This window comes from Streptomyces gobiensis (genome assembly GCF_021216675.1).
Lineage (GTDB): Bacteria > Actinomycetota > Actinomycetes > Streptomycetales > Streptomycetaceae > Streptomyces > Streptomyces gobiensis.
In genome coordinates this window covers 4,741,246-4,756,594 of record NZ_CP086120.1, presented here as the reverse complement: position 1 = coordinate 4,756,594, position 15,349 = coordinate 4,741,246, and the positions used below count along the sequence as shown (strand labels likewise).

Here is a 15,349-nt window from a genome sequence, read left to right as displayed (position 1 = left end):
GCGTCATCGCGGCCGAGGTGGCGTGAAGTCAACCCCCAGGGCAGGTTGCCGTCAAGAAGTAAATCATTAACGGGAAGGCAACGATGCCATGCGTGAACAACCTGAACGCAGCGTGGCCAGACACAGGCGTCAGACGGACGCGGGAACCGTGTCCTGTGCCGCCTCCAGCAGGGGAGCGTCACCCATCTCGTTGAGGACGAGCGCGAGCGCGCCCAGGACCTCCGCGCGCCCGCCCAGTGCGCCGGGCACCACGGACAGCTGCCGGGCGGCGCTGGGGATGGCGTAGCGCGTCACGGAGTCCCGGATCGGGTCGAGTACCAGCTCACCGGCCTCCGCGAGATCGCCGCCGAGGACAACCCGGCTCGGGTTCAGGAGATTGCAGAGGTTGGCGACGCCGCTGCCGATGTGCCTCCCGATATCGGCCACCACCCGGCGGCACCCCGGGTCACCTTCGCGGGCGAGTGCCACCACCTGGGGCATGGTGAGGTCCGGGCCGTGGCTGGGCGTCAGCAGGGGCAGCACATAGCGTGCGGCGGTAAAGGTCTCCAGACAGCCGCGGTTGCCGCAGCGGCACACCGGGCCGGACTCATCCAGGGTGATATGCCCGATCTCACCGGCGGTGCCACCGGGGCCGCGGTAGATCTGACCGCCCATCACCAGACCCGCGCCAACACCGCTCGCGACCTTGATGTACGCCAGATCGGCGACGCCACGGCCGCTGCCCCAGACCAGCTCACCGAGGGCGCCGAGGTTCGCGTCGTTGTCCACATGGACGGGCACACCGAGCCGGGCGGTGAGCTCATCGCGGGGATTGGTGCCGGTCCAGCCCGGCAGGATCGCGGTGGAACCGAGTACCCCGGTCTCCACATCGATCGGCCCGGGGACGCCGAGACCCACGCCGATGACCTTCTCCCGCCGGACGCCGGTCGCGCTGATCAGCCGCTCGACCAGCTGCTCCGCCCGGTCGAAGCCCTGGGCGGCGGAGGCGTCCACATCGATCGGCTCGGCCTCCTCGGCGAGCACCTTGTGCGCCAGGTTTCCGATGGCGACCCGCAGATGGGAGTGACCGAAGTCGACGCCCACGACGATGCCCGCGTCCCCGGAGAGCGAGACGCTGCGCGCCCGGCGGCCTCCGGCGGAGGTGGGGGTGACGTCGACCGTGCCGCTGTCCTTGAGCTCCCGGACGATGTTGGAGACGGTAGCGGCGGAGAGCCCGGTCGTCCGGGCGATCTCCGCCTGCGTCAGCGACCCCGCCATCCGTACGGCCCGTACGACCCGCTCCAGATTGGCCCGGTGCAGCGAGGACTGCGAGCCCGGTGTCTCCACTACTGATCCACTCCCACCTCGACGGTGCGGCGCGCCGACCGCCCGTCAACCGTGCCACAGCAGTGGGGCAACGGCCTGTTTCCAACATGTGAACTCTAAGGGGATCCCGTGCGCTTCATTCCCGTCAAGACCTTGAGCGGGGTGGGTGCTCATATGTGGCTCATCCGACGGAGGAAGCCCCACCGGCTGAGGGGTGACCCGCCGCAGGCAGTCGAGAATCAGCCAATGAATAAATCAATCGCGAAGCGGTCAACTGGCATCAGACAACCGTCGATAACGGACAATATTCCCCATAGGTAACCCCTGAGGCGTGACGGGTACAGACCAGGAAGTCACACACCTGTGGGACAGGTCACACATCCCGTCGCCGGACTCACGCGCTGTAACCCGCCGAACACCCTGAAGTACCGGCTCCACCTGCTCTTTCATGGCCCGGCAACGGAGCAGTGGACTCCCCCGCCGCCCGCCACGGCACAGCACGCTCACCTTGCCGAGAAAAAGCGGTCCGCACTGCCCGGTCAGAATCTCTTGGATATCATCCAGAACCCAAAGACCGTCAGCCCGAAAAATCTGGCCTGGCCATGCACCACCAGAGGGGAATTCGAGCATGGGAGTAATGATCGTAGACAGCCATCCCTCCATGCGCTTGGCGCTCAGTACGTTGGTTGAGTCCCGCCTTCAGATGCCCGTCGTCAGTGCCGTCGCCACGGCAAATCAAGCACTGTCTGAAATTCAACAAAAGCGCCCCAGCGTCATCGTCACCGAATTACAGTTCGGGGACACGCGGCAGGGCGCCACCCTGTGCCGGCACGTCCACTCACTCCCCCTCCGGCCGCGGGTCATGGTGTTCTCCGGCTGTAGCTCCTCCAAAGAGGTCGCCGCCATTCTGACCTCCGGAGCCGACAGCTTTGTACACAAGAGCGCATCGATACCCGAGCTGGTGGACGCGATCCGGCAGACAGCACGAGGGCAGCGGGTGTGGCTGTTCGGCGAGGACGGAAGGCGGGGCGAACCGGCCCGTCAGACACTGGCCCCGCTGACGCCACTCACCGTTCGGGAAGAGCAGATACTGGCGCTGCTGCTCCGGCGCTATACGAATGCCGAGATTGCTCAGGAATTAGCGCTGGCTGGCCAGACGGTGAAGAATCACGTCAGCAACATTTTGCACAAGGTGGGCATACGGAACCGCCGGGAGCTTTTTCGCTGCGAGACCGTTCCACCGGCCTGATCTCCGACCCTCCGGCCAGATGTACGGATGGCCTGCTGTTGCGGGGCTGACCACCCCGCAACAGCAGCGCAGTCACGCCCCGCGGATATCCCGGCGGTTAGCGGCCACCGTACCCACGGTAATCAGCAGCGCGACAACCGCCAGCGATACCGCGGTCCCGGCCACCGGCACACCTTCCTGTACCGGGCCATCACCCAGCAGCCACTGCCAGGGAGATATCACCCGCACCGACTCCAGCGCATCGCTGAGCGGCAACAGCGCATGGGCCACATAACCGAATACCGCGACTCCCGCGGCCAGGCCGAGCGCCGTGCCGCGCTGCGCCCCCAGCCCGGCGGCCGCGTACAGCACGGCGCCATGCACCACGCCCAGCAGGACGACCGCTCCTGTGGCGGCGACCACCCGGCCCATCGGCACATCCAGGTCAAGCCCGGCCATCGACGGCAGCAGCACCACAAGGACGGCCACCCCCAGTGCGATCTGCAACGCCACCGCGGTGGCGAACCGGCGCAGCAGCACCATCGTCCGGGTGACGGGCTGTGCGAGTTCCATCTCCAGCCGCCCCGCGTCCTCATCCGCCGTGGTGAGCGAGTTCGTCCAGGACACGGCGACACAGATCAGCAGCAGCGGCAGCAGCAGCGAGAAGAGGTTGGAGTCCATGAACCCGGCCGGATCCGTCAGATCGGTGATGCCGAAGGCCTTCTTCATCGAGTCCGGCAGGTCCGCGGTGACCGTATCGGTCTGCGAGTCCCGAAAGCCCGTCCAGGTGGAGACCGTCGTCGCGACCAGCGCCGCCAGCACGGCCGCCCAGATCAGCGCACCCCGCCTCAGCCGTCGAGCGGTGTACACCACCACCTCACCGCGCGCGCTCATGACGCCACCTCCCCGTTGCCCGCCGTGTTCGCCTTCCCGTCCTGCGCCGCGTCCGGCTCGGAGCCGTAGAGCCGAAGGAAGACATCCTCGATCTCCGGCTGGGGTGCCACCAGCGTCAACGCCCCATGCCGGGCGAGGATCTCCAGCACCGGTGCGATCGGCTCCTGTACGGTGCACCGCAGCGTGCTGCCCTCGGCCTCGACGTCCAGCACGCCCGCCAGCTCCGCCAGCTCCGCGGTGGGCGGCGTGTCCTTGAAGGTGGCCTCCAGCCGCTGCCGGGCCGTGCCCCGCAGTTCATCCACCGATCCCTCCATGACCAGCTCCCCCGCTCTCAGTACCGCCACCCGCTCGGCGAGCCGCTCGACTTCGGAGAGAATGTGTGAGGACAGCAGCACGGTCCGCCCGTCCTCCCGTACCTCCTGCACCATCCGGATGAACTCCCGCTGTACCAAGGGATCCAGACCGCTGGTCGGTTCGTCCAGGACCAGCAGTTCCGGCCGGGACATAAAGGCCCCCACCAGCCCCACCTTGCGCCGGTTGCCGGTGGACAGGGTGCGCACCGGACGGGTGGGGTTCAGTCCCAGCCGCTCGATCAGCGCGTCCCGGTACGCCGGGTCCACGGGGGTCTCTCTCATCCTGGCCCAGTGGGTGAGCTGACCCATCGCCGTCAGCCGGTCGTCCATCCGCAGTTCGCCCGGGAGATAGCCGATCCGGTCCCGAACGGCGCGCTGCCGGGGGGCCCACGGATCGGCGCCCAGGACCCTGACCTTGCCCTCGCTGGGTTTCGACAGGCCCATGACCATCCGGAGTGTGGTGGTCTTGCCCGCCCCGTTGGGGCCGAGATACCCGAAGACCATCCCGGCCGGAATCTCCAAGTCCAGCCGGTCCAAGGCGGTTAAGGAACCGAACCTCTTGGTCAGCCCGCCGCACTGGATCACGTATCCGCTCACTGTGCTCACTCCGCTCACTCTGCTCGCCTTGTGACCTTCGATTCGTGTCCCCGTACGTCCCAGCGCTCCCACATCGACGCCAGGTCCTCTTCCAGCCTCCGGTACAGCTCATACGCCTCGCGCAGTCGGCCGCCCCGTTCGGTATCCCGCTCCTCCCCGAGCGCGGCCAGACCCTTCTCCGCCAGAATCCGGAAGGTGCTCAGCCGTTCGGCCTCCCGGCGCATCAGGGCCAGCCAGCAGTCGCGGTTCAGGCGGTAGACGGCGCTGCGCTGTCCGGCCCGGGTCCGCCGCCGCACCAGGCCGGTGTCCAGCAGCCGGCGCAGATTGGTGGACACCGACCCCGCGCTGGCCTTGAGCTCCGAGGCGAGCTGGCCCGCGGTGCGCTCCGCTGGTTCGCATACGAGCAGATACCCGATGATCCGCCCCGCGCCCAACGGCAGGCCGTCCGCCGCGAAGTGGCCCGCGACATCTTCTACGAAGGCGTCGAGCTCGCTGTCAGGCATCACGGCTGCCGGACCGCCTCACACCCCATTCGGCGAGGATCTCCTCGCTCCGGTCGGTACCGGTCTCCGCTGGCGGGGGCACAGCGGTCGGGGTGGCCGAGAACCGGGGGGCGGGCGCCGGCTGTGGAACGCCGCCGATCTCGGTGAGCGTATGCCGTGCGGCCAGCTGCGGATGGTGGCGGGCTTCGGTCAGCGAGAGCACCGGGCTGACACAGGCTTCCGTGCCGTCGAACACCTCACACCACTCCCGCTGGGTGCGGGTGCGGAAGACCCCCGCGAAGATCCGGTACAGCTCGTCCCACACGGAGGGCTCCCGATGACCGGGCACCATCTCCCAGACGCCCAGCAGCCGGACGAACTCCCGGTAGAACTTGGGCTCCAGCGCCCCCACGGCCATATGGCGGCCATCGGCGGTCGGATACACGTTGTAGAACGGGCAGCCGGAGTCCAGCAGATTGCCGCCGCGTTGGCCGCTCCACTCACCAGCGGCCAGCATGCCGAACACCATGGTGCTCAGATGGCTGACGCCGTCCACGATGGCGGCGTCCACGGTCTGGCCCCGGCCGGTACGCGCGACCTGGGACAGCGCCGCCAGCACGCCCACGGCCAGATACATGGCGCCGCCGCCGAAGTCGCCGAGGAGGTTCAGCGGAATCTGCGGCGGCCCGTCCGCCCGGCCGATGGCGTCCAGCACCCCCGTCACCGCGAGATAGGTGATGTCATGCCCTGCCGTCTGCGCCAGTGGCCCGGTCTGTCCCCAGCCCGTCATCCGGCCGTAGACCAGCCGGGGGTTACGGGCCAGACACCGGTCGGGGCCGATGCCCAGCCGCTCGGCGACCCCGGGCCGGAACCCCTCAAGGAACACATCGGTCCGCCCGGCCAGGGCGAGCACCAGCGCGGCGCCGTCCGGATCCTTGAGATCCACGGGCAGCGAGCGCTTGCCCCGGTCGAGCACCGCCTGACCGTCCGTCGGCAGATCCCAGTCGGCGCTCGGGGGCTTGGGGTGGACGACCCGTACGACATCGGCGCCCAGATCGGCCAGCAGCATCCCGCAGAACGGCGTCGGTCCATGCGCCGCCAGTTCGACCACGCGCACCCCGGCCAGCGGTCCCGGCCTGGCCATCTAGCGGACCTCCGTACCGGTGAGCCGGGTAATCGACGCGCGGGTGCCGGCCCGCCCGCTGGTCGGGGCGAGATGGATCACCGGCCCGACGCTCACCCGGGGCGGCCGGGTCACCGTCCACAGCACGGCATCGGCCACATCGCCGGGGGTGAGCAGTTCCCCGGTGGCCGCGCCCAGCTCAGCCGGGACCGGGGACATTCCGGTGTGCACCCAGCCGGGGCAGATGGCCACCGAGCGGATGCCGTGATCCCGGTTCTCCAGTGCCACCAGCTCGCTGAGGACATTGAGCCCCTGTTTGCTGGCCGCGTAGCCAGCGGTGTGACTGATCGGCTCCTGTGTTACGGCCGAACCGATATGGACGATCGTCCCCGTGGAGCGCTTGCGCATATACGGCAACACCTCATGGGTCAGCAGATAGGGCACGGTCAGATTGAGCCGGAGCATCAGCTCCCAGTGCCTGGGGGTCAGTTCGTGTACGACACCGAGCCGCACCACACCCGCGCTGTTGACCAGCACGGTCGGCGGCCCGAACCGCTCCACCGTCTCCGCGACAACCCGCTCCGGCTCTCCGTGCGCGGCCAGATCCGCGGCCAGCACACTCGCCCGGCCGCCATGGTCACGCACCTCGCTGGCCACCGCCGCCAGAGCTTCGGCCCGGCGCGCGACCAGCACCACATGAGCGCCCGCCGCAGCCAGCGCGCTCGCGGTGGCCGCGCCGATCCCCGAGGAGGCGCCGGTCACCAGCGCCACACCGCTGACAGCCGGTGCCGCGCCGCTCATCCCGCGCCGCCCCGGGCCAGCGGCGGCAGCCCACCGAGGGCGTAGCCGCCGTCAACATGCAGCAGCGCACCCGTGACATACCCGGCGCTGTCCCCCACCAGATAGGCCGCCAGCGCGGCCACATCCTGTGGCTCCCCCACCCGCCCGGCCGGGATACGCGCCAGCCAGGCCTGCCGGAAATCCTCCGAGACCCACTCGGCCATCGGTGTCTCCACGATGCCGGGCGCTACACAGTTGGCCCGGATGCCATGGCGTCCAGCGGTAGCGGCCACACAGCGGGTGTACTGGGCCATGGCCGCCTTGCTCGCCCCGTAGCTCTCCATATGCGGGATCGGGACCACCTCTGAGCCAACCGAGCAGACTCCGACGACCGCGCCGCCCAGTCCGTCCGCGGCCCACCGCCGCACCAGCGCGTCGGTGAGGGTGGCGTAGCCGCGGTAGTTGATGTCCAGGGAGCGTTCCCGCAGTTCGGCCCGCTGGTCCGGGCCCGGTTCCTCGACCGCGAACAGTCCGGTGGCGTAGACCATGGCGTCGATACGGCCGCCGGTCTGCCAGCTCCGCTCCAGTGCGGGCTCCAGCTCCGCCAGGCGGGACACATCCTGCTGTACGACATGGGCACGGCGGCCCAGCGCGGTGATCTGGTCGGCGACCTCGTGAAGCTTGCGCTCCCGGCGGGCCATCACCGTCACATCGGCTCCCCTGCGGGCCAGTTCCAGGGCGGTTTCCCGGCCGATGCCACTGCTCGCGCCCACCACCAGACAGTGCCGTCCGGTGAGGTCGAACAGCCCGGCCGCACCGCCCGGTCCGGTGCCGGCCGACTGCTCGGCGGGGGCCCTGGACACGGCGGGTTTACGGGGAGTACGTAACGGCGGGATCAGGGTCAGCCCCATACCGCCGTCGACGGGAACCGTCTCACCGACGGTGTACGCGCAGTCCTCGGACGCCAGATACAGCACGGCGGCGGCCAGGTCAGCCGGGTGCGTGGCCCGGCGCAGCGGCAGATGGTGCAGCACGGCGGCGGTCTGTTCCGGCCCGGCCCGATGGCCGAGGAAGGGCGCCACCCCGACCCGTATCTGGTTGGCGATCACCCCGGACGCCGATACCCGGGCGGCCAGCTGCCGCCACCAGGCGAGGTCAGCGGCGCGGGAGGCCGCCTCATCGTCCGGGGTACCGGTATGCACACCGCCCGCGCCGTCGATGACCAGAATCATCCGGCCCGAGCCACGGTCCGCCATCCGCTGGGCGAGCTCCGCGATCCGCGGCCGGTCCAGCGCCGGTGCCGGTGCGGCGCCGCCGAGTACGGCGGTGCCGGTGAGCAGGGCACAGCAGATATCGGGGTCCACGGTGTCCTGAGCCCCGGTGTCATCGACGATCTTCACACCGGCCCCGTCGAAGGTCTCGCGCAGCACCTCACAGGCCGTATCGCGCGGTCCCAGCAGGACCGCGGTGGAGCCGTATGCCATCACTGTGCCTCCAGATACTCGATCAGCAATGAGGTCGCGTCCCCACCGGCGCCCGAGCTGATCAGCAAGGCGTAGCGGTCATCGACCGGGACGGTGTCGTGGGCCAGTACGGGGCTGGCGTCGAGCCGGGCGTAGGGCGTGCGGCATCCGACGACGGGTCCGACCGTGCCGTGCCGGAACATCAGCGCCGAGGACACGAACTTCAGGAGTCCGGCGCAGCCGGAGATATGCCCAAAGGCCGCCTCCTGGTTGGTCAGCCGGAGGATGCCGCCGTAGTCCATGGCCTTGCGCAGTCCCTCGACGGTGTCGCAGAAGAGATCTTCGATATTGCGGGTGCCCTCGGCGAAGCCATTGATGAAGGCCAGCCGGTCCATGCCGATCCCGGCCCAGGTGAGCAGGTCCTGAACATCGGCGACGAAGTTGTCGGAGGTGCCGGAGTCCACCGGGTTGATTCCGTTGTTACGGGAGGAGCGGAAGCGCAGCCGCAGCGGTACCCGTACCCCATCGCCGGTGCTGCCGGTGCCGCCGGTGCCGGGACGGCCCGACTCCAGCACCACGGCCAGGGCGCCCTCGCCGGGGGCGTTGCCGTCCTGCTCCTGGTCATGCGGGCGTACCGCGCCGGGATCGGCGGAGAGGGTGGACGCCCGGAAGCCGCGTTTGCCCTCGTGGACGGTGCTGGCCAGAAAAATCCGGTCCAGGGTGGCGTCCGCGCCGACGACCACGGCCCGGTCGACGGTTCCGGCGTGCAGCAAGGTCGTGGCGACCTCCATGGCGCGCAGCGAACAGTTGCAGCCTCCGGTGATGTTCAGGGTCTGTGCCCTGATGCCCAGCACCGAGCAGATGCCGCTGGCGACGCTGCCGGGGGTGCCGGTGAGCCAGTAGTCCATGCCGAGCGCGGCGGGGCCGCCGCGCTCATAGGCCGCGAAGTACCGCCCGGCTTCCTGGAACGCGAACTGCATCGAGGCGATCACCAGGACCGTACGGTCATCGTTGAGGTCCTCGGGGGTCAGCCCCGCGTCGTCGAGGGCACTGCGGACCGCGCCGATGGACAGGGCGGTGACCCGGGCCATCCGGGCGGCAATACGTTCGGGCACCCCGAGGGCCGTCGCAGGATCCCAGTTCCGTACCTGGCCCGCGATGCGCAGCGGTATCCCGGGGTGGTCGAAGCGGGACAGACAGGTGGTCCCGGTGCGGAACACCTCCCAGAGGGCCCCGGCGTCCACACAGGGACCGCCCAGCCCGTCCGGCCCGGGCAGCCCAGGCAGTACGGCGCCGGTACCGGCGAGCAGAACCGGGTCTGTGCTCGGGTCAGCGATCACGGCCGTTGCCCTCCTGACGGGGCGGTTGCCCCCACGGCCCGTTCTGCCGGGGTCAGCAGCAGGGCGCTGGAGACGCCGCCCATCTGGTAGTTGAAGCTCAGCGCCAGGTCGAAGTCGAGCGGCCGCGGCTGGGCGCCTGTCACCAGGTCGAACGGGCAGTCCTCGGAGACCTTCTCGCAGTTCGCGGTGGGGCAGACCTGCCCGTTGCGCATCATGAGCAGGGTCGCGGCGGCGCCGACGTTGCCCAGCGGTGCCGCGTTGTGCCCGAAGCAGGCTTCCTGGGTGCTGACCAGCGGGCCCACGCTGTCCGTGCCATGGAGCCCGTAGAGGGACCGGATCGCGTTGAACTCCATGGTGTTGAAGAGCGGATCGCCCTGGGCGCCGCCATTGACGACGGGGACTTCGGCGGGGGCGATCCGGGCGTGGCTGTCCCTGGCCCGCAGACAGTTGCGGGCGGCCCTGACCAGCGCGTCGCCGTCCTCATTGGCGGTGATGGCGCTGGCCACCGCGCCCCGCATGGTGGACTGGCCCAGGATCTGGCCGTAGGCACGGCGGCCGCGCCGCTCGGCGTGCTCGCGGCTCTCCAGAATCAGCGTGGCCGCGCCCTCACCGATGTTGAAGCCATCGGCGCGTTCATCGTACGGGCGCATCGGCCGGTCGAAGCGCAGCTGGGTGGGCGGGGACTGGAAGGACGGCCGCTCGCTGCTGCGCTCGGCGACGGCACGCAGCTCCTCGAAGTGCTCCACCCGGTCCAGGTTGAAGGCGTCGACACCGGTCACCACGGCGATATCCACCTCGCCGCTGGCGATCTGGTTGGCCGCCACCCCCAGCAGCGCCGCGGTGGAGGCACAGCCGCAGGACAGGGTGTAGTTGGGTCCGCCGCTGCGCAGCAGCGAGGCCTGCACCGTGGCCACATCGGTGGCGGTCACCGAGACGGCGAGCCGCATAAAGAGGCTGCGTGCCTCCTGTGGGGTCAGCGCGTCGGGGCTGGCCCGCACGCAGTCGAGATAGGTGTCAAAGGAGTTGTCCACCCCCACCCGTCCGGTGAGGACCGCGGCGTCCGCCAGCTCCGTGCCGCGCCAGTCCAGTGCGGCATCGTCGCAGGCCTCGACCAGGGCCAGCAGACCGTAGAGGTGGATGCTGGCGTAGTTCTTGAGGAACCGGGCGGGCAGCTCCGGCACTGCCCGGCTGAACTCCTCCTCGGTCAGCGGGACATGGCCGTAGAAGAACCCGTCGTTGTCCAGGTTGGAACGTCCGGTCGACACCGTCCGCCATAAATCGTCGCTGGTCCGGCACACGGTGCCGTCCGGGCCCGGGAGGCAGAAGCCCATTCCGGTCACCAGCACATCGCGCCAGCCGGCCGCCACACTCACCACGACATCACTCGCTCTCCGCTCGGGCCCCTCACAGGGCCCCGCCGTCAATTCCGATCGCCTGCCCGGTGATACCGGTCGAGAGGTCCGACAGCAGAAACAGCGTCAGCATGGCCACTTCCTCGGACTCCAGGACCCGGCGCAGTGCGGTGTTGCGTACCGCCCGGTCCACATAGCGTTTCCAGGTGAGGTTTTCCGGCCCGTGATGGCGGGCCAGGCTGGCCACGAAGTCGCCGCCGTAGCGCTCCTCCTCATTGAGGCCGGGGGAGTTGGTCAGACCGGGGCAGACGGCGTTGACGCGGACGCCGAACGGTCCCATCTCCCAGGCCAGGGACTCGGTCAGGCCGCGCAGGCCGAACTTCGATGCGCAGTAGGCGGTGTTCGCGGGGATGCCGCGCTTGCCCGCGACGGAGGACAGAAAGACGATGGAGCCCGACTGGCGTTCCATCATGCCGGGCACCACCTGCCGGCAGATCCGGAAGGCTCCGGTGAGATTGATGTCGATGGTCCGCTGCCAGTTCTCCTCCGTCTGATCGCAGAGGAAGACCTGGTTCATGCCGTGCCCGGCGTTGCTGACCAGGAGATCCACCGGGCCCAGTGCTTCTTCGCAGCCCGCCACGGCGGCCCGCAGGGCCTCGCTGTCCGCGAGATCGGCGGGCACCACCTGGGCCCGGCCGCCGTCGGCGGTGATTTCTTCCTGAAGGGTGTCCAGGGCCGCCTTGTCCCGGCTGAGCAGGCCGACCGCGGCGCCCTGCCGGGCCAGCACCCGGGCGGTCTCCCGGCCGATGCCGCTGCTCGCACCGGTCACCAGCGCCGTCTGCCCGTGCAGAAGTTGTTGTGCCTTTGACGCGTTCAACGCCTTATCCACCTCTCGGTAAAGTGACGGTCGGGGTTACGGCTGCCGCCGCTGGACCATCAGCGGCGGTTACAGCCGGAAGAGCAGTGCGCCCTCAAAGAATCCGGAGCCGATCGCCGGGGTGAGATACAGCTGTCCGGGCCGGGTACGGCCGCTGGCCAGCAGCTCCGACAGGGCGATCGGAATGGACGCGCTGGAGGTGTTGGCGCGCTCTTCGATCGTGACCACGAAGCGGTCCGCGTCGATGCCGACCTTGTCGCGCACCGCACGGTGGATGGGGTCGGTGGCGGGGTGCGGCAGCACCCAGTCGACATCGCCGATCTCCAGCCCATTGCGTTCCAGGAGCAGCTCGGTGACCCGTACATTGCCCTCGATCGCCCGGTCGACCAGCTCCGGCTGGCTGGTGATCCAGCCGCTGGGCCTGCGCGCGAAAATGGTCTGTGCGTGCTCTCCGTCGCTGAACAGCACCGAGTCGATCAGTCCGGGCGCGCCCTCCGGCGCACTGTCCGGCTCGCCCCGCTCGACCACCACCGCGCCGGCCGCGTCACCGGCGACCAGCTCGCCCTTGCTGCCGGGCCGGGTGCGCCGGGAGAACTGTTCGGAGCAGACGACGACCGCCAGCCGCCAGGGTTCAAGGGACGACATCAGCGCCGACGCGGTCTGCACACCGTGCACAAAGCCGGTGCAGGCGCCGCACAGATCGAAACCGAGGGCCCGCTGGGCGCCCAGCTCAAACGCTACGGTCGGCCCGACCTCCGGCACCCACTGCCGGTCGGTCCAGTTGGTGAGGATAACGAGGTCGACCTCTTCCGGGGAGCGCCCGGCCGCCGCCAGCGCGTGCTCAGCCGCGCGTACGGCCATATAACCAATGGTCTCCCGCTCGCTGGACAGATGCCGGGACTTGACGTTCAGCTTGCCGACCACATGCTGGTCGATCGCGTTGAAACGCTCCTCAGCCCCGATCTCCTCGGGCGAGTTGTGTGCGACATGCTCGGGAAAGTAGTGCCCGACACCCGTTAAGCGGATGCCCGAGCCCACCCAGTTGCCGCCCTTGCTGGTCCTGCTGGTCCTGCCGATCGCGCCAGCCATATCGGTCATGTCTCCTCACCGCCCGGTGAACTTGGGCGCCCGGTGTTCGAGGTAGGCCCGTGGGCCTTCCAGTCCGTCCTCCACCTCGCCGCCGCAGCAACGCGTGTGGTACAGGTCCTGAAGCCGCAGGCCGTACTCCGCCGGCTGGCTCCAGGTCCGTTCGCGCAGTTCCTTGAAGAGGCCGATGGTCTTGGTCGGCCCATGGGCCATGTGCTCCGCGAAGGCGGTCAGTTCCCTGGGGAACGCGTCAGCGGACACCACACGGTCGAAGAGCCCGATGTGCTCGGCCTCCGCGGCGTCGAGCAGCCTTCCGGTGAGGAAGATCTCGGTGGCCCGGGCCGGTCCCACGACCCGGGACATCATCACGGTGTTGCCCAGCTGGCCGAGTTTGATCAGACCGCTGCCGATCCGTGCGCTGGAGGTCGCCAGCCGGTAGTCGGCGGCGCAGGCGATCTCGGCGCCGGCGCCGACGGCGGCGCCGTTGATTCCGGCGATGACCGGTTTTGGCGCCTGCACCAGCGCTTCACAGATACGGAGGTAGTAAGCGTCACCGGTCTCCTGCACGGAGGGCGTGTTCTCCCGTCGCCCGGAGACCAGTTCGCCCAGGCCGGAGATATCGTCACCGGCGCAGAAGGCGCGGCCCTCGCCGGTCAGCACGATGGCCCGCACCGCGGGGCTCTCCACCGCCCGCAGCACACTTTCCAGCAGCCGCAGGCCCAGTTCACGGTCCAGCCCGTTGCGCCGGTCCGGCCGGTTGAGCGTAAGGGTGGCGACGCCATCAGCGAGCGTCTCCCGGAGGATGTCGGTGGTCATGGTTCCCACTGGGCTCATAGCCGTCCGTTCTGTGCTCGTGATGGTGTCGACGGAGTAGATGGAGTTGAGGGAGTCGGGACGGGATCGCGCCGGACCTTGATGCCGGCGGCTTCGCGGTCCCAGGTGTCGGCCGTGATCCCCGCCGTGCGCAACACGTCCTTGCGCACCTTGTTGGTGGGTGTCATGGGCAGCTCCGGGAGCACACGGATGAAGCGGGGCAGCATGAAGTGGGCCATCCGGGGCCGCAGGAACTCCAGCAGCTCAGCCGGGTCGCAGCGGTCGCCGGACGCGGGGCAGACCACGGCCAGGACTTCCTGTTCACCGTGCTCGCCGGGTACCCCGACGACTGCCGCGTCGCGGATGGCGGGATGGGCCCGTAGCTCCTCCTCGACCTCGAAGGAGGAAATGTTCTCGCCACGTCGGCGGATGGCGTCCTTGAGCCGGTCCACAAAGTACAGCTCGCCGTCCGCGTCCTGACGGAAGGCGTCGCCGGTGTGGAACCAGCCGTTGCGCCACGCGGCTGCGGTGGCCTCCGGCATCGCGTGGTAGGCGTGGCTGAACACCCAGGGTGCGTCCGGGCGCAGCACCAGTTCGCCGACGGTTCCCGCAGCGACCTCGCGGTCGAACGGGTCGACGACGCGGGCCTCGATGCCCGGGCGCGGCCGTCCGCAGCTGCCCGGCCACCGCTGTGGCTCATCGAGGACGGGGCCGGAGATGACCGGGCAGGACAGCTCGGTCATATTGAACATGGTGCGGACCTCGACCCCGAATCTGGTGGAGAGTTCACGCGCTGATTCGGTCAGCGGCACGACATATGCCGCGCGCAGTGGATGGGTGGTGTCGGCGGGTGACGGGGGCTGACGGGCGAGGAAGGTCGCCATCACGCCCAGCAGTGTGCAGCCGGTGACGCCCAGCTCCCGCACCCGCTGCCAGAAGGAGGCCGTCTCGAAGTGCGATACGACGGCGATGGATCCGCCCAGCTCCAGCATGCCCAGCGTGCCGACCACGCCTGCGGCGTGGAACAGCGGCAGATTGACGAGATAGCGGTCATCGCTGGTCAGCCAGGAGCGGAACGCCGCCGTGGCACTGGTGTGCAGATGGGCGTAGCTGCACAGCACGCCCTTGGACGGCCCGGTGGTCCCGGAGGTGTAGATGATCGCCTGGGTGTCCCATGGCTCCAGCGGCACGGCCAGCGGGGCCAGTTCCTCGGGGCGTGCGTCCAGCGGTCCGCTCGCGGCGCCGTCCTCATCGTCGACCAGCAGAAGGTGCTCGACCCGGCCAAGGTCCATCCCGGTCAGCTTGTCCGCCAGCGCACGGCAGGTCACCAGCGTCCGGGCGCCGGAGTCATGGATGACGCGTTCCAGCAGCCGCCCCCGGTAGGCGGTGTTGACCGGCACATACACCCCGCCGGCGGTGTTGGTGCCGAACCAGGTCCGCAGCTGGTCCCGGCCATTGGGCAGCCAGCACAGCACGGTGTCGCCCCGGGCCACGCCCAGGCCCTGCAGCGCCGCGCCCGCCGACTGGGCGGCCTGCCAGGCCTCGGCACAGGTCCACCGTTCGCCGTCCTCGAACACCGCGAAGGTCCGGTCCGGGTGCTGTGCGGCCCGGGTGGCCAGCAGCTCCGGGAGGGGGATCTGGGACATCTGCCGCCTC

General features: G+C 69.5%; 14 protein-coding genes. 1 reads left to right on the top strand and 13 read right to left on the bottom strand.

The window, feature by feature from the left end:
• Positions 1–129: 129 nt before the first annotated feature.
• Positions 130–1,326: an ROK family transcriptional regulator gene (locus test1122_RS22125; RefSeq protein ID WP_232270912.1), complete on the bottom strand. Its 1,197-nt coding sequence runs from the start codon at positions 1,324–1,326 to the stop codon at positions 130–132.
• A gap of 616 nt (positions 1,327–1,942) precedes the next feature.
• Here test1122_RS22125 and test1122_RS22120 point away from each other — a divergent pair.
• Positions 1,943–2,554 carry a response regulator gene (locus test1122_RS22120; protein WP_232270911.1) on the top strand — a complete coding sequence of 204 codons (612 nt, stop codon included), beginning with the start codon at positions 1,943–1,945 and terminating at the stop codon, positions 2,552–2,554.
• A 72-nt stretch (positions 2,555–2,626) separates the two neighbouring features.
• Here the strand turns inward: test1122_RS22120 and test1122_RS22115 are convergent, their stop codons facing one another.
• From test1122_RS22115 to test1122_RS22060, 12 genes are all read right to left on the bottom strand, one after another.
• Positions 2,627–3,427 carry an ABC transporter permease gene (locus test1122_RS22115; protein ID WP_232270910.1) on the bottom strand — a complete coding sequence of 267 codons (801 nt, stop codon included), beginning with the start codon at positions 3,425–3,427 and terminating at the stop codon, positions 2,627–2,629.
• A complete protein-coding gene (locus test1122_RS22110; protein ID WP_232270909.1) occupies positions 3,424–4,386 on the bottom strand; it encodes an ABC transporter ATP-binding protein in 963 nt (320 codons plus the stop codon). The genes test1122_RS22115 and test1122_RS22110 overlap by 4 nt, the downstream gene beginning before the upstream one ends.
• 5 nt (positions 4,387–4,391) lie before the next feature.
• The gene (locus test1122_RS22105) at positions 4,392–4,880 is read right to left on the bottom strand and encodes a GbsR/MarR family transcriptional regulator (protein ID WP_232270908.1); all 489 of its coding nucleotides are present in this window, start codon (positions 4,878–4,880) and stop codon (positions 4,392–4,394) included.
• Positions 4,873–6,003, bottom strand: a complete 1,131-nt coding sequence (locus tag test1122_RS22100) for a CaiB/BaiF CoA transferase family protein (RefSeq protein WP_232270907.1) — start codon at positions 6,001–6,003, stop codon at positions 4,873–4,875. Before test1122_RS22100 ends, test1122_RS22105 begins: the two co-directional genes overlap by 8 nt.
• Positions 6,004–6,783 carry an SDR family oxidoreductase gene (locus test1122_RS22095; RefSeq protein ID WP_232270906.1) on the bottom strand — a complete coding sequence of 260 codons (780 nt, stop codon included), beginning with the start codon at positions 6,781–6,783 and terminating at the stop codon, positions 6,004–6,006.
• On the bottom strand, positions 6,780–8,246 hold the full coding sequence (locus test1122_RS22090) for an SDR family oxidoreductase (protein WP_232270905.1): 1,467 nt from the start codon (positions 8,244–8,246) through the stop codon (positions 6,780–6,782). The genes test1122_RS22095 and test1122_RS22090 overlap by 4 nt, the downstream gene beginning before the upstream one ends.
• Positions 8,246–9,565: a beta-ketoacyl synthase N-terminal-like domain-containing protein gene (locus test1122_RS22085; protein ID WP_232270904.1), complete on the bottom strand. Its 1,320-nt coding sequence runs from the start codon at positions 9,563–9,565 to the stop codon at positions 8,246–8,248. Before test1122_RS22085 ends, test1122_RS22090 begins: the two co-directional genes overlap by 1 nt.
• Positions 9,562–10,938, bottom strand: coding sequence for a beta-ketoacyl-[acyl-carrier-protein] synthase family protein (locus tag test1122_RS22080; protein ID WP_232270903.1), 1,377 nt, complete (start codon positions 10,936–10,938; stop codon positions 9,562–9,564). Before test1122_RS22080 ends, test1122_RS22085 begins: the two co-directional genes overlap by 4 nt.
• A 31-nt stretch (positions 10,939–10,969) precedes the next feature.
• Positions 10,970–11,794, bottom strand: coding sequence for an SDR family NAD(P)-dependent oxidoreductase (locus tag test1122_RS22075; protein ID WP_232270902.1), 825 nt, complete (start codon positions 11,792–11,794; stop codon positions 10,970–10,972).
• Positions 11,795–11,863: 69 nt separating this feature from the next.
• Entirely contained in the window at positions 11,864–12,892 is a 1,029-nt protein-coding gene (locus tag test1122_RS22070) for a ketoacyl-ACP synthase III (protein WP_232270901.1), read from the bottom strand.
• Between the two features lie 6 nt (positions 12,893–12,898).
• Positions 12,899–13,696, bottom strand: coding sequence for an enoyl-CoA hydratase/isomerase family protein (locus test1122_RS22065; protein ID WP_232270900.1), 798 nt, complete (start codon positions 13,694–13,696; stop codon positions 12,899–12,901).
• 14 nt (positions 13,697–13,710) lie between these two features.
• Complete coding sequence (locus tag test1122_RS22060) at positions 13,711–15,339, bottom strand: AMP-binding protein (protein ID WP_232270899.1); 1,629 nt, start codon at positions 15,337–15,339, stop codon at positions 13,711–13,713.
• Positions 15,340–15,349: the final 10 nt, after the last annotated feature.

Excerpts from the sequence above, each read along its gene's own strand:
- test1122_RS22095 (WP_232270906.1), bottom strand. The coding sequence starts at position 6,783 with ATGAGCGGCGCGGCACCGGCTGTCAGCGGTGTGGCGCTGGTGACCGGC.
- test1122_RS22100 (WP_232270907.1), bottom strand. The coding sequence starts at position 6,003 with ATGGCCAGGCCGGGACCGCTGGCCGGGGTGCGCGTGGTCGAACTGGCG.
- test1122_RS22115 (WP_232270910.1), bottom strand. The coding sequence starts at position 3,427 with ATGAGCGCGCGCGGTGAGGTGGTGGTGTACACCGCTCGACGGCTGAGG.
- test1122_RS22120 (WP_232270911.1), top strand. The coding sequence starts at position 1,943 with ATGATCGTAGACAGCCATCCCTCCATGCGCTTGGCGCTCAGTACGTTG.
- test1122_RS22070 (WP_232270901.1), bottom strand. The coding sequence starts at position 12,892 with ATGACCGATATGGCTGGCGCGATCGGCAGGACCAGCAGGACCAGCAAG.
- test1122_RS22060 (WP_232270899.1), bottom strand. The coding sequence starts at position 15,339 with ATGTCCCAGATCCCCCTCCCGGAGCTGCTGGCCACCCGGGCCGCACAG.
- test1122_RS22065 (WP_232270900.1), bottom strand. The coding sequence starts at position 13,696 with ATGACCACCGACATCCTCCGGGAGACGCTCGCTGATGGCGTCGCCACC.
- test1122_RS22105 (WP_232270908.1), bottom strand. The coding sequence starts at position 4,880 with ATGCCTGACAGCGAGCTCGACGCCTTCGTAGAAGATGTCGCGGGCCAC.
- test1122_RS22090 (WP_232270905.1), bottom strand. The coding sequence starts at position 8,246 with ATGGCATACGGCTCCACCGCGGTCCTGCTGGGACCGCGCGATACGGCC.